Origin of the sequence: Streptococcus oralis (assembly GCF_019929345.1) — a bacterium.
Lineage (GTDB): Bacteria > Bacillota > Bacilli > Lactobacillales > Streptococcaceae > Streptococcus.
In genome coordinates, this window is sequence record NZ_JAHZPJ010000010.1 from 63367 (window position 1) to 84031 (window position 20665).

Below are 20665 nucleotides of genomic sequence, written 5' to 3' on the forward strand. Positions count from 1 at the left end.
ATTTTTGGGCTGTTTAGAAAAGAGGAGAAGTGATGACTCAAGTAAAGGGACTGTGTGTTATGGATGTTGATGGCACCTTGATAGCAGAAGAAGTGATTGACCTTTTAGGAAAAAAAGCAGGTTGTGAAGAAGAAATATCGCAGATTACAAGTCATGCAATGCGAGGTGAACTAGACTTTGAAACAAGTTTACGAGCGAGAGTGACTTTGTTAAAAGGCCTTCCGATTTCAGTCTTTGATATTGTCTTCAAATCCATCCATCTGTCCAAGAATGCTCAGGAATTTATCTCCATACTTCAAAAGAAGGGCATTCTAGTCGGTCTAGTGTCTGGTGGCTTTACACCAATAGTTGAGAGATTAGCAAAATCCCTTAGTATCTCCTATTTCTCTGCCAACCAGTTGGAAGTCAAAGATGGTTTTTTAACAGGAAGATTAGTTGGTGAAATTGTGACAGCCCAAGAAAAACAAGCTACTCTTGAGAAATGGAGAAAAGAATTAAAACTACCCAAAGAAAGAACGATTGTCATCGGTGATGGTGCCAATGACCTCTTGATGTTAAAGTCAGCAGGACGTGGTATTGCCTTTTGTGCCAAAGAAGTCGTAAAAGCTGAGATAGCTTGTCATGTAGATACGAGGGATCTTTTAGAAGTTCTGCCTTTGATTGATTTCTTAGAATGAGAGGGAACTATGAAAATTGTAATTGCACCCGATTCTTTTAAAGAGAGTTTGACGGCAGAAGAGGTCGCTCAAGCTATAAAAAGAGGTTTCGAACAGTCAATAGCGGATGTAGAATGTCAGTTATGCCCTGTTGGTGATGGTGGGGAAGGAACTGTAGATGCTATTCGACATTCTCTTGACCTCGAAGAAAAATGGCAAGAGGTGACGGGACCTTTTGGCCTAAATGAAGCAATGCGCTACTTTCAGAAAGGAAAAACAGCGCTCTTTGAAGTTGCTGACTTGGTTGGTCTTGGAAAGATTCCGCAGGAGAAACGAAACCCTCTTCACATCCAAACTCGAGGTATCGGGGAGCTGATTCGTCATCTCATTGATCAAGGGATGAAAGAAATCTATATCGGTGTAGGTGGTACGGCTAGTAATGATGGCGGAATAGGCATTGCTACTGGTCTGGGTTATCGTTTTTATGATAAGAATGGAAAGGAATTGCCAGCTTGCGGTCAGACTTTGCTTGAGTTCGAGTCAGTTTCAGACAGCGAGTTGTATAGGATTCCCGAAAATGTGAAGATTCGCATTTTAGCAGATGTCGTGAGCCCTTTATGTGGCAACCAAGGAGCGACCTATACATTTGGCAGACAAAAAGGTCTGGATCCTGCTCTATTTGAGACAGTAGATTTGGCTATGCGGCGGTTCTATGAAAAACTTTCGCCATCAACCCTATCTCTGAAAGGAGCAGGAGCCGGCGGTGGCATTGCTGCTGGGCTATGTGCCTTTGCTGAGGCCTGTATCGTATCTGGGATTGATACTTGCTTGGATTTGATAGACTTTGAGAAGAAAGTTGCAGGGGCCGACTTGGTTATCGTTGGAGAAGGTAGACTGGACAGTCAAAGCTTTGTTGGAAAAGCTCCTATCGGTGTAGCAAAAAGAACCCCTAACGGAGTTCCTGTTATCGCTATTTGCGGTAGTCTTGCTGACGATTTGCCTCCCCTACCATTCGAAAATATAGAAGCTGCCTTTTCTATTTTAGAGAAAAGTGAACCACTAGAAGATAGTCTGAAAAATGCAAGCCTCTATTTGGAGCACACAGCTGCTAATATTGGTCGTTTGTTAAATTTGAGGAAGGATTAACCAAACCATTTCTTCCAAATAGATTTTCTAGGGGCCTCTACCTTTTTCTCCTCCCAAAGACTTGAAAATGCAAGTCTAAGGTCCTTTTCGTCTACTTGAACAGGTTCATTTGTATGAATGACAAGACCGAAAGGAGAGGTGATATGATCATCTGAAACAATAGTCGCCTGACAGTTGCTTTCCTTTGCTTGTTTTAAGTAAAAGACCTGTTTGTCAAACTCGATATTTGGTGAAATCTTCACAAAAAGTGCCTCTACCTTTTCTTGAAAACCCTCTAAAATAGAGAAAAATCCATGTTCTAATTCAGGACTATTGGCAGTGCTGACATCCGCGTAGCCAAGAACTCTTTCCTCGAAAGTGCCGAGATAGCGGCGTTGTTCGTCAGGGTTTAATTTCGGCCCACCATGAGCTTTTTCTAGTAGTTGTTTTGATAAATCTGTCATAAAAACAGTATATCACAAAAATCGCAAGAAAACAGACAAAAGAAAGCGATTACTTTATAAAGTTAAGGAAAATTTGCACAAAGATAACGTTTTTTCTTGAAAAACGCTTATTTTTAAGGTATCATAGAGGTGTAAAAAATTTAACTCAAAGGAGAGTAAAAAATGTCAATTATTACTGATGTTTACGCTCGCGAAGTCCTAGACTCACGCGGTAACCCAACACTTGAAGTAGAAGTTTATACTGAATCAGGTGCTTTCGGACGTGGTATGGTTCCATCAGGAGCTTCTACTGGTGAACACGAAGCAGTTGAACTTCGCGACGGTGACAAATCTCGTTACGGTGGTCTTGGTACACAAAAAGCTGTTGACAACGTAAACAACATCATCGCTGAAGCTATCATCGGCTACGATGTACGTGACCAACAAGCTATTGACCGTGCTATGATCGCACTTGACGGTACTCCTAACAAAGGTAAATTGGGTGCAAACGCAATTCTTGGTGTGTCTATCGCTGTAGCTCGTGCTGCTGCTGACTACCTTGAAATCCCACTTTACAGCTACCTTGGTGGATTCAACACTAAAGTTCTTCCAACTCCAATGATGAACATCATCAACGGTGGTTCTCACTCAGACGCTCCAATCGCTTTCCAAGAATTCATGATCGTACCTGCTGGTGCACCATCATTCAAAGAAGCTCTTCGTTGGGGTGCTGAAATCTTCCACGCTCTTAAGAAAATCCTTAAATCTCGTGGTTTGGAAACAGCCGTAGGTGACGAAGGTGGATTCGCTCCTCGTTTCGAAGGAACTGAAGACGGTGTTGAAACTATCCTTGCTGCGATCGAAGCTGCTGGATATGTTCCTGGTAAAGACGTATTTATCGGATTTGACTGTGCATCATCAGAATTCTACGATAAAGAACGTAAAGTTTACGACTACACTAAATTCGAAGGTGAAGGCGCTGCTGTACGTACTGCTGCAGAACAAATCGACTACCTTGAAGAATTGGTAAACAAATACCCAATCATTACTATCGAAGATGGTATGGACGAAAACGACTGGGACGGTTGGAAAGCTCTTACTGAACGTCTTGGTGGTAAAGTTCAATTGGTTGGTGACGACTTCTTCGTAACAAACACTTCTTACCTTGAAAAAGGTATTGCAGAAGGTGCTGCTAACTCAATCCTTATCAAAGTTAACCAAATCGGTACTCTTACTGAAACATTCGACGCTATCGAAATGGCGAAAGAAGCTGGTTACACTGCCGTTGTATCACACCGTTCAGGTGAAACTGAAGATTCAACAATCGCTGATATCGCAGTTGCAACAAACGCAGGACAAATCAAGACTGGTTCACTTTCACGTACAGACCGTATCGCTAAATACAACCAATTGCTTCGCATCGAAGACCAACTTGGTGAAGTAGCAGAATACCGTGGATTGAAATCATTCTACAACTTGAAAAAATAAAATAGTTCAGTGAACTATTTTATCCCGAACCTTGAAATTCAAAAGTTCGGCCGTTGATTTAACAACGTTATAAGCCCCTCGGATTTTATCCGAAGGGCTTTTTTCTGTTCAGGGGGCAAAAAGGGGGCAGTGTTTATGGTATAATAGACAAAAACACTTGTATTAGAAAGAAACTATGTCTAAAGAAATTGATATTGAGTACTATCACCAACTAGCCTTGCAAAAGCAGAAGGAACATCGTAAAGTTTTAGCTAACCTAAAGAAAAAACCTCCTAAAAATTTAGATAAGATTGCGCAGCAGATTCACCAAGAAGTCTTTGCAGAGATTGATTGTACTGCCTGTGCCAACTGTTGCAAGACTTTGGGACCAGACTTTAAAGAGGCAGACATCACCCGTATCGCTAAGTACTTTAAGATGAAATTACCAGCCTTTGAAGCAGAGTTTTTACAGGTGGATGAAGATGGGGACAAGGTTTTCAAATCCATGCCTTGCCCCTTTCTAGGAGGAGATAATCTCTGCTCCATCTATGACGTTCGTCCCAAGGCCTGTCGTGAATTCCCCCATACAGACCGTAAAAAGATCCACCAAATCAACCATTTTACGATTAAGAATACCTTGACCTGCCCTGCAGCCTATCTCTTTGTTGAGAAATTAAAAGATAAGTTATAGAATTTACACCTTTAAATCTTGTACAAAGATTCTAGGGTGGAAGTATCTTGTATTTGTTAGAATATAGATAGAATTGAACACGGCCTAAAAGCTATGCGAAAAAGAAAAAATTACCTAGAATCAGAAGAACCAGCGTTAATTTTCCAATTTTCACTTTGCTTTTAACGACCTTTGTATCTTGTGGAGGTAAGAAAAGAAGAATATGATGCATCAATTCAATCAAACCATGGATTATTTGGAGCAGCAACTGACTGGAGAAGTGGATATGAAAAGATTTCAGCAGTTATCGGGCTATTCTTATCCTCTTTTTAGCAGAATCTTTTCCATCATGGCTGATATGACCTTGGCAGAATATTTGCGCAATCGCAGGCTATCAGAAGCTGTGACAGACTTGCGGGAAGGCTCTGAGAAAGTCATTGACATAGCAATGAAATACGGCTATGAGTCTGCTGACGCCTTCAGCACAGCCTTCAAGAAATTCCATGGTGCAACCCCCTCAGAAGTTCGAAATGGAAAACCTTATCGGGTCTTTCCTAGACTTCAATTATCCTTAAAAATTACAGGAGGAAAGAACATGGATATCAAGATTCAAAAGAAACCTGCATTTACCGTGGCAGGAGTCCTATTGGAAGCTATTGACAATAGCAAATGCCCGTCTGCTTGGGAGCATCTCTATGCCCATCACAGCTTGGAAAGCCTAGAAAGTTTAGGCAGTGGCCAATCCTTTGGCGTCTGCTCGGATGTCAAAGAAGGCGAAATCATTAACTATATGGCTGCTTATGATGTGACGGATAAAACTAAAGCAGAAGAACTAGGTCTGTCCATCAAAGAAATTCCAGAAGCTGAATATGCCATCGTACCAGTCAAGGGGGCTATACCAGCTAGCATCCACCATGCTTGGAAATACGTCTTAGAAGTCTTTTTCCCTGAAACAGGCTATCGCCACTCAGGTTCACCAGACTTTGAAGTCTATTCCGAAGGAGACATGTCATCACCTGACTATCAAATGGAACTCTGGATACCAGTGATTAAGAACTAGATTATTTTCTGATTTTTTATAAAGATGCAAATCGAACTCTGTAGAAGATATCTTTTACAGAGTTTTTAATTGTTGACATTCATGTCCGTAAATTAAACATACCATATTTTTTGTTTGGATTTTATGGGGAATGTAAATAGTTTTCTCGGTATAATAGTCCCATAGAAGATAAGGAGGCAAGAATATGCAGATGTATTTTGGAGATGTGTCGCTTTGCTATAGCTATTCATTGGCAATGGCACTGGATGGCTATGGCTATGACTTTAAAGCAGACTTTCTAGAGGCAATCATGGTGATGGGCAATGGCGCTAGTATCGTAAAGGAAGATGACCAGCACCCTCTAGTATTCTTTGATAACGGAATGCCAGATCTTTCTATCTCTCATTCTTTAAAAATACTTGGATTTGACTATGAGGATTTCTATCTAAAAGATGGAGTGGAAGTAGATTTGGAAGAGATTAAAAGAAAGTTGGAAACCTTTCTGTCCAATGGGCCTGTCGTACTGGGACCTCTTGATATGGGGCATCTGACTTACAATCCCAATCACACAATCCTTTATGGTGTGGATCATTTTGTAACCGTGTATGGCATTGATCATCAGCACCTCTATTTGCATGACCCAGCTGGTTTTGCCTGTATGAAGGTTGCTTTTAATGACATACTAGAAGCCTGGAAGGCAGAGGCTATTGACTATAAGCGTGGAGCCTACTCCATGTGGGGAAATTTTAAGAGGGTTAAGAGTCCTAGTCAGACTGAAATCTATCAGGAAACAGCAAAGATAATAAAGACCCGATATCTGAATGGTCAAAGCGGTGTTTTGGAATTCTATGCAAAAGCAGTTGCTGAAAACGGCTTAAATACCGAGCAAAAACAATTGCATCAGTATTTCAGCTTTAAACTTGCTGCAGTTCGAAATCTCTATCTCAGTAAGTTCTTAAAAGTTCATGATCCAGAAGGGGCAAGATTAAAAGAGGAGTTGGCTTCTTTATTTGGTCAAGCCCACCTTTCATGTTTAAAAGAAGATTACCAAGAACTATCCCACTTGCTCTATCAGATAGCAGAGGTGGATGGTCGCTTTAGAGATTTATATGTAAAGTAGTGACTATAAGCATAAAAAATAGTTAGTAAAAGCAGTTTTTCGTAAAATGAAGAACTGCTTTTTGATTATGGCTATGGTATAATGAAGTAAGAAAATAGCTTATTCTACTTAAAAATGAAGGGAGAACTCCTATGCCTAGACCAAGAACAAAAGAGGAGCTAGTGCTAGCCTCTAAGGAAAACTATGAAAAGCTCAATCACTTTATATCTAAATTAAGTGAAGAGGAACTACAGACTCCTTTTGATTTTTCAAAAGATGAAAAGAAAAAAGAAGCTCACTGGAAAAGAGATAAAAATCTAAGAGATGTTCTGATCCATCTCTATGAATGGCATCAGTTACTTTTGACCTGGGTACATTCCAATCAAAAGGGACATGAAAGACCTTTTCTCCCTGAACCTTATAATTGGAAAACTTATGGGGAAATGAATGTCGCTATTTGGAAGAAGCACCAGAAAACGACCTTAGAAGAAGCGACTAGGCTACTAGAGCAATCGCATGGAGAGGTTTTAGAGTTGATGGAAGGATTCAGCAATGACCAACTCTTTACCAAAGGTATCTATAAGTGGACAGGTGGGACAAGTCTTGGCTCCTACTTTGTGAGTGCCACTTCCAGTCACTATGATTGGGCTATTAAAAAACTCAAAGCTCATCAGAAAAATTGTAAGAAACGTTAATTGAAGAGTTTATGAAGGTTGGAAAAGCTTCTTCTAAGCTTCGAATAGCTTAGTTCTCGTGATTTTTGAGCTCTTCTAGCTTTAGAATCCTTCAAAAATTAAAATTTAAGGCTATTATAGACTTAGAATAGATCTAAAACATATATATAAATGCAATTCTAAACTTAGAATTGCATTTATATTAAAGTAATTAGGCTGTTCGATAGTTAGAATGACCTGATTCTGAGAAATGTTGACTAGAAAATGGATCGAATGGCTTTTTTCTGATACAGGATGATAGATAGATGGGTGAGATGATGAACATACAAAAAGAGAAAGTTAGAAAAGAGTTGGGGGCCCTCTGTTTGGGAGAACTTGCAGCCATCCTATCCTTTTGGTTGTGTTTTTTTCTTTTGAAAAATCGACTTGGTGATTGGAGGAGTCTAATTACCATTCTCTATCCTTTGTCTTTACTGACATTTATATTGCTTCAAGGCTCGACCTATTGGGCAATTTTGATTAGAAGACTGTCAAATCCCCAGTTCGGAAATGGAAATATTCCAAAAATATATGGTGTTCTCAGAATACTAGACCTTGTTTTACTTATTTCAGGCTTTCCTTTTATTGTCTGGTACTCACAGAGTGTTCGAGTGGCTATTATAGCCACACTAATACAGCTTTTTGCCCTTATCGAATGGGTTAATTATTTCCTCCTACGTTTATCCTATAGTCTGAACCCACTTGTTTTATGGAAACGAATTACTAAGGGAAAACTTGAAAAGAGTAGAATAGCCAAGGAGTTGGGGTAAGGGAGAATGAATGTATGTTTTAGATACTATCAATATAAAACTTTAGTTGACGTTAAATAATATTAAAAATGAGTAGGAGAATATCTATGTCTGTAGGGTTAATGGTTGGTTATAATTGGTGGACTATAGGAGAAGGGAGTCTTTTTAATTCATTCTTTTCGACTATTTATGTTCGCTTAGAAAATAATGAGTGGGGAAGTAGATACCCAGTAATAATGAATAAGCTTTACTGGGGAGATGTTCCTTTTGAATCTGTTGAAAGAGGAATAGAGGAGTTGTTATCTATCCAAGAGGAGTTGAAAAAATTTCTCCCTCAGGATGTTATATGGGATTTTGAAGATTTGTCACTCACTCCTCCTTGGGGAAATAATATCGCAGAGCATATAACAAATTTATCGCATTATTTCATAACGAGTTCCGGAAAAGATTTAATAGAAGTTTTGCTGACTAGTTTTAGATTTGCACTTGAGCACGGTCAAAATGTGAGTGTAAAAAGTATTTGAAACTCAATAAATCAAAGATTCATTTATGCTATAATATTCTTAATGAATTTTCAGAAAGGAAACTCAATGCCCTACAAATTTCTACTCTTCGATCTTGACCATACTCTTCTTGATTTTGATACTGCTGAAAATGTGGCTCTGACACAACTTCTAAAGGAAGAAGGAGTTGCGGATATCCAAGCCTATAAAGACTATTACGTTCCTATGAACAAGGCTCTCTGGAAGGACTTGGAGCAAAAGAAAATCAGTAAACATGAACTGGTTAACACGCGTTTTTCTCGTCTATTTGCCCATTTTGGACAGGAAAAAGACGGTAGGTTGCTTGCCCAGCGTTACCAATTTTACTTAGCCCAACAGGGACAAACACTTTCGGGTGCTCATGAACTCTTGGACAGCCTCATCGAACGTGATTATGATCTGTACGCTGCGACAAATGGCATTACTGCCATTCAGACGGGTCGTCTGGCTCAATCAGGTCTGGCTCCCTATTTCAACCAAGTCTTTATCTCCGAGCAATTGCAAACGCAAAAGCCTGATGCATTATTCTATGAAAAAATCGGTCAGCAGATTGTAGGATTTAGTAAAGAAAAGACGCTGATGATCGGAGATTCCTTAACGGCTGATATTCAAGGAGGCAATAATGCAGGGATTGATACTATCTGGTACAATCCTCATCACCTCGAAAATCATACACAAGCCCAGCCAACTTATGAAGTTCATTCTTACCAAGACTTGCTGAATTTTTTAGATGCTTTGTAGTGATTTCCCTAAGAGGTGTTGATATGGAAACTAAAGTCATTGAAGAGATTGATAACTTACTAAATCTCATCGAGCAGTATCAGTTAAAAGGTGTGGTTGCCCAAGTAAATTCGTTAAAAGAGTTAAAGTATATCATAAGCAATCATATAGAGTTAAGTACTCGAGAGAAGATGAATATCCACCATTCACTCTTTCTTCCTAGGGGTGGCTTATCTGAACTCTACTATATGGATGCTAATTTTGAACGGATGAAGTCTGTAAATAATCAACTTTCCTATGCTATTGATACAATCGAAAAGTTTTTAATGGCTGATTGATACTGTGAATACTAATGTCAAATAACAGGGTCAATAACAGTATATATAAGAACTGTAAAAAGTGGTTTAGATAGCCACTTTTTGCTATAATAGAGGCAGTAAAAATAAAGGAATGGTAAACGATGTCAAGACCAGAACTTTCTCTTTATGAACCATTGTATACACTAAAGGAAGTTGATCAAAATATCTGGATAGCAGATGGTGACTTGATACAAATGGACTTGAAGGTCTTCAAACTTCCTTTTCAGACACGTATGACAGTGATAAAGTTAAACGATGGAAAACTCTGGATTCATTCTCCTATTGCGCCAAATGAGGAGCTCTTTACTGAACTGGACGCTTTGGGCAAAGTCGCTTACCTAATTTCACCCAATAAGATTCACTACGCCTATATTGCAGATTGGAAAAAAAGATATCCTTATGCACAAGCATGGTCTAGTCCAGGAGTTGAAGAGAGAGCAAAAAGTCAGAATGTCATGGTGGAATTTGATGCTCCTTTAACTGATAAGGCACCTGACTTATGGTCTGATGAGATTGATCAACTTATTTTTAAGGGAAGTTCTGTCATCGAAGAGGTCGTGTTTTTTCATAAATCGACTAAAACACTCATTGTAACGGACCTTATAGAGAATTTTGAACCAGAAAAGATAGCTAGTCCAATCCGAAGAAAAATTTATCGTTTAGCCCGTGTAACAGCCCCTGATGGGCAAACTCCTATCGATTATAGGATGACTTTTTTTAGAAGACAAATAGAGGCAAAGGTTTCCTTTTCCCGTATGTTAAACTGGAAACCGGATAAGATCATTCTTGCACATGGTTTATGCTTTTTTAAAAATGGTACGGATGAATTAAGACGTGCTTTTAGATGGATACGATAAAGGAGAGAAAGATGCAACATTCGTCTTGGCATGCTTTGATTAAGGAGCAATTACCTGAAGGTTATTTTGGGAAAATCAATCAATTTATGGAACAGGTCTATGCTCAGGGAACTGTTTATCCACCTAAGGAAAAAGTTTTTCAGGCTCTCTTGACTACACCACTTGAAGAAGTGAAGGTGGTGATTCTAGGGCAAGACCCCTATCACGGGCCAGGTCAGGCGCAGGGCTTAAGTTTTTCTGTACCTGACTCTATCCCAGCCCCGCCATCCTTGCAAAATATCTTGAAAGAATTGTCAGATGACATCGGAGCTAAGAAGTCCCATGATTTAACGTCTTGGACTGAGCAAGGAGTCTTACTTCTCAATGCTTGCTTGACGGTTCCTGCTGGTCAAGCCAATGGTCATGCTGGGCAGATATGGGAGCCATTTACAGATGCTGTGATTCGGGTTGTCAATAATCTAGACAGACCTGTAGTCTTTGTACTCTGGGGTGCTTATGCACGCAAGAAGAAGGCCTTGGTTACGAATCCTCACCACTTGATTATCGAATCAGCCCATCCTAGTCCTTTATCGGTTTATAGAGGATTTTGGGGTTCCAAGCCTTTTTCCAAGGCTAATGCATTCTTAAAAGAGACAGGACAAGTGCCGATCGATTGGCTTAGATAAGGAGAAAATATGCCTCAGTTAGCGACGATTTGCTACATTGATAACGGAAAAGAACTGCTCATGCTCCATCGTAATAAGAAGCCTAATGATGTCCATGAAGGCAAATGGATTGGTGTGGGTGGTAAGCTAGAGCGAGGAGAGACACCTCAGGAATGCGCAGCGCGTGAAATCCTCGAAGAAACAGGGCTCAAAGCCAAGCCGGTTCTAAAAGGTGTTATTACTTTTCCAGAATTCACGCCAGATTTAGACTGGTACACCTATGTTTTTAAGGTGACGGAGTTTGAGGGTGACTTGATTGACTGCAATGAGGGAACCTTAGAATGGGTTCCCTATGATGAAGTTCTCAGCAAGCCAACTTGGGAAGGTGACCACACCTTTGTTGAATGGCTTTTAGAAGATAGACCCTTCTTTTCAGCTAAGTTTGTTTATGATGGGGATAAATTGTTGGATACCCAAGTTGATTTCTATGAATAAAGGAGAAAGCAGATGCTACTAATCAAAAACGGTCGTGTAATGGATCCTAAGTCTGGTTTGGATCAAGTGTGTGATATTTTAGTCCAAGATGGGAAAATTGTCAAAATTGCCCCTGAAATCAAGGAAGAAGGAGCAGAGGTGCTTGATGCTACTGGTCTTGTAGTTGCGCCTGGACTAGTTGATATTCATGTTCATTTCCGTGAACCTGGTCAGACCCACAAGGAGGACATCCATACTGGGGCACTAGCGGCTGCTGCAGGTGGTTTTACAACGGTTGTCATGATGGCTAATACTAGTCCAACCATTTCGGACGTAGAAACTTTGCAAGAAGTTCTCCAGTCAGCTGCCAAGGAAAAAATTAACGTCAAAACGGTTGCGACTATTACCAAGAACTTTAATGGCCAAGACTTGACAGACTTTAAGGCACTCTTAGAAGCAGGTGCAGTTGGTTTTTCTGATGACGGTATTCCACTTGAAAGTAGCAAAGTGGTTAAGGAAGCCATGGAGGAATCCAAAAAACTCAATACCTTTATCAGCCTTCATGAGGAAGATCCAGGTTTGAATGGGATTCTTGGATTTAACGAAAACATCGCTAAGGAACATTTTCATATCTGTGGAGCGACTGGGGTGGCTGAGTACGCTATGATTGCGCGTGATGTTATGATTGCCTATGCAACCAAGGCCCATGTTCACATCCAGCATTTGTCTAAGGAAGAAAGTGTCAAGGTTGTAGAGTTTGCTCAAGGACTAGGTGCGCAGGTCACAGCAGAAGTAGCGCCACAGCATTTCTCTAAGACAGAAGCTCTTCTTTTAACTCAAGGAAGCAATGCCAAAATGAATCCTCCACTTCGTTTGGAGTCAGACCGTCGTGCCGTTATCGAAGGTCTCAAGTCAGGTGTTATCACAGTTATCGCAACGGACCACGCGCCTCACCATGCAGATGAGAAAAATGTTGAAGATATCACCAAAGCACCATCTGGTATGACAGGTTTGGAAACCTCTCTTTCTCTTGGTTTGACTTATTTGGTGGAAGCTGGTGAGTTGAGCTTGATGGAATTGCTAGAAAAAATGACTGTCAATCCAGCCAAACTTTACAACTTTGAAGCAGGTTACTTAGCTGAAAATGGTCCAGCGGACATCACTATCTTTGATGCCAAGGCTGATCGCCTTGTGGACTCACACTTTGCTTCAAAAGCAGCTAATTCACCATTTATCGGGGAAACTTTAAAAGGGCAGGTTAAATATACCATCTGCAAGGGACAAATCGTCTATCAAAACTAGATGGGACTCTGCTCTGAAAATGATAAGAATAGAGAGCGTATATGTACCCAACCCATCAATTTAAAGATAAGTTTATTTTATTTCTTAAGATATTTTTCCCTATCCTGATTTATCAGTTTGCCAATTATTCTGCCTCATTTGTTGATACAACCATGACTGGGCAGTACAATACCATGGACTTGGCAGGAGTATCAACTGCAACGAGTCTATGGAATCCTTTCTTCACCTTTTTAACAGGGATTGTTTCGGCCATGGTTCCCATCATCGGCCATCATCTAGGAAGAGGCAAAAAGGAAGAAGTAGCATCTGACTTTTACCAATTTATTTATTTGGCTTTTGGGCTGTCTTTGGTTTTGCTTGGCATGGTGCTTTTTCTAGCGCCTCCAGTTTTAAACCATATCGGACTAGAAGCCCAAGTGGCGGTAGTTTCAGTTCGTTATCTTTGGTACCTTTCTATCGGGATTATACCCTTGTTGCTCTTTAGTGTCATTCGGTCATTGTTGGATTCTCTTGGATTGACAAAACTATCTATGTATCTCATGCTTTTGTTACTTCCACTCAATAGTGGTTTTAACTATCTCTTGATATATGGAGCCCTTGGTTTTCCTGAGCTTGGTGGTGCAGGAGCAGGGCTAGGAACTTCGCTAGCCTATTGGGTTTTATTGGGGATTTCCCTGCTTGTTTTGTTCAAACAAGAAAAATTAAAAGCGCTACATCTTGAAAAACCGATTCCACTTAATATAGATAAAATCAAGGAAGGTCTCCGATTAGGTCTACCAATCGGAGGAACCGTATTTGCTGAAGTAGCTATTTTCTCCGTGGTGGGACTAATCATGGCTAAGTTTTCATCACTCATCATCGCCAGTCACCAGTCAGCTATGAACTTTTCGAGCCTCATGTACGCTTTTCCCATGAGTATTTCCTCTGCTATGGCGATTGTTGTGTCTTACGAGGTGGGGGCTAAACGTTTTGAGGATGCAAAAATCTATGCTCGTCTGGGGAGAATAACAGCCCTCATTTTTGCTGGTTTTACCCTATCCTTTCTCTACATTTTTAGAGATCGTGTAGCAAGTCTATATGGAAATGCCCCTCAGTTCATTGAAACAACTGCTGTATTTCTAACCTACAGTCTCTTTTTCCAGTTAGCTGATACCTTTGCGGCTCCGCTTCAGGGGATTCTAAGAGGCTACAAGGACACTATCGTCCCTTTCTATCTTGGCCTAATCGGATATTGGGGAGTAGCGATACCTCTAGGATACCTACTAGATCAAGCAACTGACTTAGGGGCATTTGCCTACTGGATTGGGTTAATTGCTAGCTTAATCGTTTCTGGTTGTTTGTATCAATGGCGTTTGCAAACAATCATGAAAAAAATCAACTAATTTTTGGAAAATTACTTGAAAAAACACTTTGTGAAAAAATATTCTAACTTGAGAAAATCCCTGTTTTAACAGGGATTTATTTTTTTTACCTTGTGAAATTTTATTAGCCATATACTTTGACAGTGTATACTAAAAAAGGTAAAATAGTAAGGTAAGAACAAAGTTAGAAAGGCAAGATTATGTCAACTTTAGATAAGAATCTTTTGCTAGAGATGTTCCGTAAGATGGAAGAAATCCGTCGCATGGACTTAAAAATTGCTCAGTTAGTGAAAAAGGGGAAAGTTCCCGGTATGACTCACTTTTCTGTCGGAGAGGAAGCTGCTAACGTCGGAGCAATGCTGGCTCTTAATCCAGATGATCTGATTACCTCAAATCACCGTGGACATGGACAGGCTATTGCCAAAGGGATTGACCTCAATGGAATGATGGCTGAAATCCTCGGGAAATACACTGGAACCTGTAAAGGAAAAGGTGGTTCTATGCATATCGCTGACCTGGATGCTGGTAACCTTGGTGCCAATGGTATCGTAGGTGGTGGTATGGGAATCGCTGTCGGTGCAGCCCTCAGTCAGCAAATGCAACATACTGGTAAAATCGTTGTCTGCTTCTTTGGAGATGGCGCGACCAACGAAGGTGTTTTCCACGAAGCAGTGAACATGGCTTCTATTTGGAAACTTCCTGTTATTTTCTACTGCATTAACAACGGTTATGGAATCTCTGCGGATATCAAGAAAATGACCAATGTAGAGCATATTCATCAACGTAGTGCGGCATATGGAATTCCTGGAATGTTTATCGAAGATGGAAACAATGTCATCGATGTCTATGAAGGATTTAAGAAAGCCGTAGACCATGTTCGTGGTGGTAATGGTCCTGTCTTGATTGAAAGTGTAACCTATCGCTGGCTTGGTCACTCATCATCTGACCCTGGTAAATATCGTACGCGTGAAGAAGTGGAATTGTGGAAACAAAAAGACCCAATCGAAAATCTTCGCAAATACCTCATTGAAAACAATATTGCAAGTGCAGAAGAATTGGAAGAAATTCAAGCACAAGTCAAGGAAGCAGTAGAAGCTTCTGTTAAATTTGCGGAAGAAAGCCCATTCCCACCACTAGAATCAGCATTTGAAGATATTTACGCAGACTAAGGAGAAAGAGATAAAAATGGAAACAAAAACAATGTCGTTCCGTGACACCATTATCCTTGCTATGTCTGAGGAAATGCGTCGCGATGAAAATGTGTTCTTGATGGGAGAAGACGTCGGTGTCTTTGGAGGAGACTTCGGAACTTCTGTTGGAATGCTCGAAGAATTTGGTCCAGAACGTGTCCGTGACTGTCCGATTTCTGAAGCTGCCATCTCGGGAGCAGCAGCAGGAGCAGCCATGACAGGACTTCGTCCAATTGTCGATATGACCTTCATGGACTTCTCGGTTATTGCCATGGATAATATCGTCAACCAAGCTGCTAAAACACGTTATATGTTTGGTGGTAAAGGTCAGGTTCCAATGACTGTACGTTGTGCAGCTGGTAACGGAGTTGGTTCTGCGGCCCAGCACTCGCAATCTCTAGAGTCTTGGTTTACACACATCCCTGGTCTCAAGGTTGTAGCTCCAAGTACACCTGCGGATATGAAAGGACTGCTCAAGTCTTCTATCCGTGATAACAACCCTGTTATCATCCTTGAATACAAGTCAGAATTTAACCAAAAAGGGGAAGTGCCAGTTGATCCAGACTACACAATCCCACTTGGGGTCGGGGAAATCAAACGTGAAGGTACAGATGTAACAGTCGTTACTTATGGTAAAATGCTTCGCCGTGTGCTTCAAGCAGCTGAAGAATTAGCTGAAGAAGGAATTTCAGTTGAAATTGTCGACCCACGTACCCTCGTTCCACTTGATAAGGATATCATCATTAACTCAGTGAAGAAGACTGGTAAGGTGGTGCTTGTCAACGACGCCCACAAAACAAGTGGCTATATCGGGGAGATTTCAGCAATTATTTCAGAGTCAGAAGCATTTGACTATCTAGATGCACCAATCCGCCGTTGTGCAGGAGAAGATGTGCCAATGCCTTACGCACAAAATCTAGAAAATGCAATGATTCCAACCGTTGAAAGCATCAAAGATGCAATCCGAAAAACTTACAACAAAGAATAATATTACATAAATTAAATTACGTAAATTTTAGAGATTTTAACTTTAGTAACTTGAGTTATGTTTTGTATCCAAGTTGTATATAAAGTTGCGACAGTTTTTTGACGAATCGATAATATTCAACAAAAAATTTAGTAAGTCTACTAGGTTGACCGCCTAATAGCGGCAACCGTAGTAACTTGAGACGTGTTTTGTATCCAAGTTACTTGTAGAGTTGCACACGGGCTAAAAGCTCGGAAAAAAGATAAATCTCCTTGGCTTCATCGAAGCCAGCGTCGATTTCCTATTTTTCAGTCGCTTTTTACGCCCTTAGTATCATAATTAGAATTGGAGAGGTCATGGCTGATGACAAGCTAAGAGCGACTCCTGCGGCTAGAAAGTTAGCGGATGATTTAGGGATCAACCTCTACGACGTTTCTGGCTCAGGTGCAAACGGTCGTGTCCACAAAGAAGACGTGGAAACTTATAAAGACACAAATGTGGTTCGCATTTCGCCACTTGCAAAACGAATTGCCCTCGAACATAACATTGCTTGGCAGGAAATCCAAGGAACGGGTCACCGTGGTAAGATCATGAAGAAGGACGTTTTGGCCTTGCTTCCTGAAAATATCGAAAACGACACCATCAAGTCTCCTGCTCAAATCGAAAAAGTGGAAGAGGTTCCTGATACTATCACTCCTTATGGTGAAATTGAGCGTATCCCGATGACACCAATGCGTAAGGTTATTGCCCAACGTATGGTCGAGTCTTACCTAACTGCGCCAACCTTCACTCTCAACTATGAAGTTGATATGACTGAAATGTTGGCTCTTCGTAAGAAGGTTCTTGAGCCAATCATGGAAGCAACTGGGAAGAAGACTACTGTAACAGACCTTCTTTCACTTGCAGTTGTTAAGACACTTATGAAACACCCTTACATTAACGCTTCATTGACCGAAGATGGCAAGACTATTATTACTCATAATTATGTCAACCTTGCCATGGCAGTTGGGATGGATAATGGATTGATGACACCTGTTGTTTACAATGCTGAAAAATTAAGCTTGTCAGAGCTGGTCGTAGCCTTCAAAGACGTCATTGGTCGGACCTTGGATGGTAAATTGGCTCCAAGCGAATTGCAAAATTCAACCTTCACAATTAGTAACTTGGGAATGTTTGGTGTTCAGTCCTTTGGTCCGATTATTAACCAACCAAACTCAGCTATCCTCGGGGTGAGCTCAACAGTAGAGAAACCTGTAGTCGTCAATGGTGAGATTGTTATCCGACCAATCATGAGTCTAGGATTAACCATTGACCACCGTGTCGTAGATGGTATGGCTGGTGCTAAGTTTATGAAAGATTTGAAAGCCCTGATTGAGAATCCGATCTCAATGTTGGTTTAAGTCAGCTATTGTTATTTTAGAGTTTTAGATAAAGGAAGTAAGACATGGCCTTAGAAGTAATTATGCCAAAAGCCGGCGTGGATATGACAGAAGGACAAATTGTCCAATGGAATAAGAAAGTCGGAGAATTTGTAAAAGAAGGAGAAATCCTTTTGGAAATCATGACTGATAAAGTCAGCATGGAATTGGAAGCCGAAGAAGATGGATATTTGATTGCCATCCTCAAAGGAGATGGTGAAACTGTCCCTGTAACGGAAGTTATCGGTTACCTAGGGGAAGAAGGTGAAAACATCCCAACAGCTGGAGCGGCTGCTCCAGAAGCTAGCCCAGCGCCTGCAGTTAGTGCCTCAAACGATGACGGCAAGAGCGATGATGCCTTTGATATAGTTGTGATTGGTGGAGGTCCTGCTGGATATGTAGCAGCCATTAAAGCTGCCCAACTCGGTGGGAAGGTTGCCCTTGTTGAGAAATCTGAACTCGGTGGAACCTGCTTGAACCGTGGCTGTATCCCAACCAAAACCTACCTTCACAACGCTGAAATCATCGAAAACATCGGTCATGCAGCGAATCGTGGTATCGTCATTGAAAATCCAAACTTCACTGTAGATATGGATAAACTTTTAGAAACTAAATCTAAAGTTGTCAATACTTTGGTAGGTGGAGTTGCTGGTCTCCTTCGTAGCTACGGTGTTACTGTTCATAAGGGTGTTGGTACTATTACTAAAGATAAGAATGTCTTGGTTAATGGCTCAGAATTGCTTGAAACCAAGAAAATCATCCTTGCTGGTGGTTCAAAAGTCAGCAAGATCAACGTTCCTGGTATGGAATCATCACTCGTGATGACAAGTGACGATATTCTTGAAATGAATGAAGTTCCAGAAAGCCTTGTTATCATCGGTGGTGGTGTTGTCGGTATCGAACTCGGTCAGGCCTTCATGACATTTGGTTCAAAAGTAACTGTTATCGAAATGATGGAACGTATCGTTCCAGCTATGGATGCGGAAGTTTCTAAGAATCTTCGCTTGATTTTGGAACGCAAAGGTATGACTATCTTAACAGGTACAAAATTGCAAGAAATCATCGAGGAAAATGGTCAACTTCGTATCAAGGTTGAAGGAAAAGACGATGTCATCGCAAGCAAAGCTCTTCTTTCAATCGGTCGTGTGCCAGACCTTGAAGGTATTGGCGATGTTGAGTTTGAATTGGATCGTGGACGTATCAAGGTCAATGAATACATGGAAACTTCTGTTCCAGGCATTTACGCACCAGGTGACATCAACGGTACTAAGATGTTGGCTCACGCAGCCTTCCGTATGGGGGAAGTTGCCGCTGAAAATGCCCTTAAAGGAAATCATGCTATTGCCAAATTGAACTTGACTCCTGCAGCTATCTACACTCTTCCTGAAGTAGCAGCAGTAGGTCTAACTGAAGAACAAGCTCGTGAGAAATACGATGTGGCCATCGGTAAATTCAACTTTGCAGCCAACGGTCGTGCAATCGCTTCTGATGCTGCTCAAGGTTTCGTAAAAGTCATCGCTGATAAGAAATACGGAGAAATCCTTGGTGTTCACATCATCGGTCCTGCAGCCGCAGAATTGATCAACGAAGCGTCAAGTATTATTGAAATGGAAATCACTGTTGAAGAAATGCTGAAGACTATCCACGGACACCCAACCTACTCTGAAGTGATGTACGAAGCATTTGCGGATGTTCTAGGAATGGCCATCCATTCACCTAAGAAAAAATAAAACGAAGATAGACTAGACTGGAAGATTATTTCCAGTCTCTATCGTATAAAGGGATATCATGAAATACATTATCAATCATTCAAACGACACTGCTTTTAATATCGCCCTGGAAGAATATGCCTTTAAACACCTTTTGGATGAGAATCAAATCTTCCTACTTTGGATTAATAAACCTTCTATCATTGTTGGTCGTCACCAGAATACTATCGAAGAAATCAATCGTGATTATGTCCGTGAAAATGGCATAGAGGTAGTCCGCCGTATCAGTGGTGGTGGAGCTGTTTATCACGATTTAAACAACCTCAACTACACCATCATTTCAAAAGAAGATGAAAACAAGGCCTTTGACTTCAAGAGCTTCTCAACTCCAGTTATCAATACCTTGGCTCAACTTGGTGTTAAAGCTGAATTTACAGGGCGTAATGACCTAGAGATTGATGGCAAGAAATTCTGTGGAAATGCCCAAGCCTATATCAATGGCCGTATCATGCACCACGGTTGCTTGCTCTTTGACGTTGATTTGTCAGTCCTAGCAAATGCTCTCAAGGTTTCAAAGGACAAATTTGAGTCAAAAGGTGTGAAATCCGTCCGTGCCCGTGTAACCAATATTGTCAATGAATTACCAGAAAAAATCACAGTTGAAGAATTCCGTGATTTGCTATTGGAATACATGAAAAAAGAGTACCCAGAGATGACTGAATACGTTTTTTCTGAGCAAGAATTGGCGGAAATCAACCGCATCAAGGAGACCAAGTTCGATACTTGGGACTGGAACTACGGTAAATCACCTGAATTTAACGTCCGTCGTGGAACAAAATTCACTAGTGGTAAGGTTGAAGTTTTTGCCAACGTCATTGAATCAAAAATCCAAGATATCAAGATTTACGGTGATTTCTTTGGTATCGAGGACGTTGCAGCTGTAGAAGATGTCCTTCGTGGCGTAAAATATGAACGCGAAGATGTTCTTAAGGCACTAGAAACTATTGACATCACACGCTACTTTGCTGGCATTAGCCGCGAAGAAATCGCTGAAGCAGTAGTAGGATAATAAAAGAATCCATTTTGTACTGACCCCAAAAAGTTGGACAAATAATTATTGAAAGGATTTAGTTCTGTACTGCACAGGACTAAGTCCTTTTA

At 40.8% G+C, this 20665-nt stretch carries 22 protein-coding genes; 21 read left to right on the top strand and 1 reads right to left on the bottom strand.

Features of this window, described 5'->3' with window-relative positions:
- The first annotated feature begins 32 nt into the window (after positions 1-32).
- Positions 33-677, top strand: a complete 645-nt coding sequence (serB, locus tag K1I97_RS07305; RefSeq protein WP_223331963.1) for a phosphoserine phosphatase SerB — start codon at positions 33-35, stop codon at positions 675-677.
- A gap of 9 nt (positions 678-686) precedes the next feature.
- Complete coding sequence (locus K1I97_RS07310; protein ID WP_223331962.1) at positions 687-1802, top strand: glycerate kinase; 1116 nt, start codon at positions 687-689, stop codon at positions 1800-1802.
- Here the strand turns inward: K1I97_RS07310 and K1I97_RS07315 are convergent.
- Positions 1799-2245 (bottom strand): DUF1694 domain-containing protein, encoded by a 447-nt coding sequence (locus K1I97_RS07315; RefSeq protein WP_125441000.1) that lies wholly within the window; start codon positions 2243-2245, stop codon positions 1799-1801. The two genes, K1I97_RS07310 and K1I97_RS07315, sit on opposite strands and share 4 nt — an antisense overlap.
- 162 nt (positions 2246-2407) lie before the next feature.
- Here K1I97_RS07315 and eno point away from each other — a divergent pair, with 162 nt between their 5' ends.
- From eno to K1I97_RS07410, 19 genes are all read left to right on the top strand, one after another.
- Entirely contained in the window at positions 2408-3712 is a 1305-nt protein-coding gene (gene eno / locus K1I97_RS07320) for a surface-displayed alpha-enolase (protein WP_000022821.1), read from the top strand.
- 175 nt (positions 3713-3887) lie between these two features.
- Positions 3888-4382, top strand: a complete 495-nt coding sequence (locus tag K1I97_RS07325; protein WP_223331961.1) for a YkgJ family cysteine cluster protein — start codon at positions 3888-3890, stop codon at positions 4380-4382.
- Between the two features lie 202 nt (positions 4383-4584).
- Positions 4585-5421, top strand: a complete 837-nt coding sequence (locus K1I97_RS07330; RefSeq protein ID WP_223331960.1) for an AraC family transcriptional regulator — start codon at positions 4585-4587, stop codon at positions 5419-5421.
- Between the two features lie 184 nt (positions 5422-5605).
- Positions 5606-6520 (top strand): peptidase, encoded by a 915-nt coding sequence (locus K1I97_RS07335; RefSeq protein WP_223331959.1) that lies wholly within the window; start codon positions 5606-5608, stop codon positions 6518-6520.
- 131 nt (positions 6521-6651) lie between these two features.
- A complete protein-coding gene (locus K1I97_RS07340; protein WP_223331958.1) occupies positions 6652-7194 on the top strand; it encodes a ClbS/DfsB family four-helix bundle protein in 543 nt (180 codons plus the stop codon).
- A 284-nt stretch (positions 7195-7478) separates the two neighbouring features.
- The gene (locus K1I97_RS07345; RefSeq protein WP_223331957.1) at positions 7479-7982 is read left to right on the top strand and encodes a hypothetical protein; all 504 of its coding nucleotides are present in this window, start codon (positions 7479-7481) and stop codon (positions 7980-7982) included.
- 86 nt (positions 7983-8068) lie between these two features.
- The gene (locus K1I97_RS07350; protein ID WP_223331956.1) at positions 8069-8485 is read left to right on the top strand and encodes an Imm70 family immunity protein; all 417 of its coding nucleotides are present in this window, start codon (positions 8069-8071) and stop codon (positions 8483-8485) included.
- 66 nt (positions 8486-8551) lie between these two features.
- A complete protein-coding gene (locus K1I97_RS07355; RefSeq protein WP_223331955.1) occupies positions 8552-9244 on the top strand; it encodes a YjjG family noncanonical pyrimidine nucleotidase in 693 nt (230 codons plus the stop codon).
- Between the two features lie 23 nt (positions 9245-9267).
- Complete coding sequence (locus K1I97_RS07360) at positions 9268-9561, top strand: hypothetical protein (protein WP_044020765.1); 294 nt, start codon at positions 9268-9270, stop codon at positions 9559-9561.
- A gap of 122 nt (positions 9562-9683) precedes the next feature.
- Complete coding sequence (locus K1I97_RS07365) at positions 9684-10439, top strand: DUF4336 domain-containing protein (RefSeq protein WP_044020767.1); 756 nt, start codon at positions 9684-9686, stop codon at positions 10437-10439.
- A gap of 11 nt (positions 10440-10450) precedes the next feature.
- Positions 10451-11104 (top strand): uracil-DNA glycosylase, encoded by a 654-nt coding sequence (locus tag K1I97_RS07370; RefSeq protein WP_223331954.1) that lies wholly within the window; start codon positions 10451-10453, stop codon positions 11102-11104.
- 9 nt (positions 11105-11113) lie between these two features.
- Positions 11114-11578 (top strand): NUDIX hydrolase, encoded by a 465-nt coding sequence (locus tag K1I97_RS07375; RefSeq protein ID WP_033629751.1) that lies wholly within the window; start codon positions 11114-11116, stop codon positions 11576-11578.
- Positions 11579-11590: 12 nt separating this feature from the next.
- Positions 11591-12859, top strand: a complete 1269-nt coding sequence (locus K1I97_RS07380; RefSeq protein WP_223331953.1) for a dihydroorotase — start codon at positions 11591-11593, stop codon at positions 12857-12859.
- A gap of 41 nt (positions 12860-12900) precedes the next feature.
- Positions 12901-14241, top strand: coding sequence for an MATE family efflux transporter (locus K1I97_RS07385; protein ID WP_223331952.1), 1341 nt, complete (start codon positions 12901-12903; stop codon positions 14239-14241).
- A 179-nt stretch (positions 14242-14420) separates the two neighbouring features.
- Positions 14421-15389 carry a thiamine pyrophosphate-dependent dehydrogenase E1 component subunit alpha gene (locus K1I97_RS07390; RefSeq protein WP_000105349.1) on the top strand — a complete coding sequence of 323 codons (969 nt, stop codon included), beginning with the start codon at positions 14421-14423 and terminating at the stop codon, positions 15387-15389.
- 16 nt (positions 15390-15405) lie between these two features.
- Positions 15406-16398: an alpha-ketoacid dehydrogenase subunit beta gene (locus K1I97_RS07395; protein ID WP_223331951.1), complete on the top strand. Its 993-nt coding sequence runs from the start codon at positions 15406-15408 to the stop codon at positions 16396-16398.
- A 335-nt stretch (positions 16399-16733) separates the two neighbouring features.
- Positions 16734-17777, top strand: coding sequence for a dihydrolipoamide acetyltransferase (locus tag K1I97_RS07400; protein WP_223331950.1), 1044 nt, complete (start codon positions 16734-16736; stop codon positions 17775-17777).
- A gap of 44 nt (positions 17778-17821) precedes the next feature.
- Positions 17822-19525, top strand: coding sequence for a dihydrolipoyl dehydrogenase (gene lpdA / locus K1I97_RS07405; protein WP_263284073.1), 1704 nt, complete (start codon positions 17822-17824; stop codon positions 19523-19525).
- Positions 19526-19583: 58 nt separating this feature from the next.
- Positions 19584-20573, top strand: a complete 990-nt coding sequence (locus tag K1I97_RS07410) for a lipoate--protein ligase (RefSeq protein ID WP_223331949.1) — start codon at positions 19584-19586, stop codon at positions 20571-20573.
- Positions 20574-20665: the final 92 nt, after the last annotated feature.